Source organism: Serratia sp. HNCC26DJ244 (genome assembly GCF_057180565.1).
This window is the reverse complement of record NZ_JBXUGO010000103.1, coordinates 1-631: the sequence shown is the minus strand read 5'-3', so window position 1 is coordinate 631 and position 631 is coordinate 1. Positions and strand designations below refer to the sequence as shown.

The 631-nt window shown below is 56.1% G+C and carries 1 pseudogene; it reads right to left on the bottom strand.

From position 1 onward, the window contains the following. A pseudogene (locus AC2A06_RS18780) lies at positions 1-631 on the bottom strand (hypothetical protein); the annotation flags it as partial.

Sequence of the window (631 nt, the reverse complement as noted above, 5' to 3'; positions counted from 1 at the left end):
GTTAGCCAGCGTACCGCTGACGCCATCGAGTATCAGTTCAGCACCAGCGGCTGTCAGGTCAACACTGGCATCCGACGTGCCCAGGTTATTGACATCGGTAATGGTTAATACCCCACCGGCATTGATATTGTGCTGACCAGTGAAATCATTGGTCCCCTCCAAGGTCACTGCCGCATTGGTATTGATGGTGCCGTCACCACTGAGTATGTTAGCCAGTGTATCGGCAGCGTTCAGGTTCAGGGAGCCCAACACATTCACCGCACTGCTACCCAAGGCATCGGCCGCAGTCAAATTGACGATTGCCAGCGCCGCTATCAGGGTGTCGGTTGCGGTTGTCAAGCCACTGTTGGCGGCACTCAGGGTCAAGGTACCGCCGTTGACGTTCAACGCCCCCGCACCGGTCAGGCCACCCACCGCCGTGGAGGTGCCTCCCCCATTCAGGTTCAGCGTACCGCCGGTGATATCAATCACCCCGGTGTTAGTCAACAACCCGCTATTGGTCAGGATACCGGTACCGACGTTGACCGTACCCTGGTTATCCAGCGCTTTTACCGTTTGGTTAAACGAGTTGCCATTAAACGTGCCGCTACTTGCAACTGTCAGCAACGAGGTTTCACCGAAGCCATTGTTG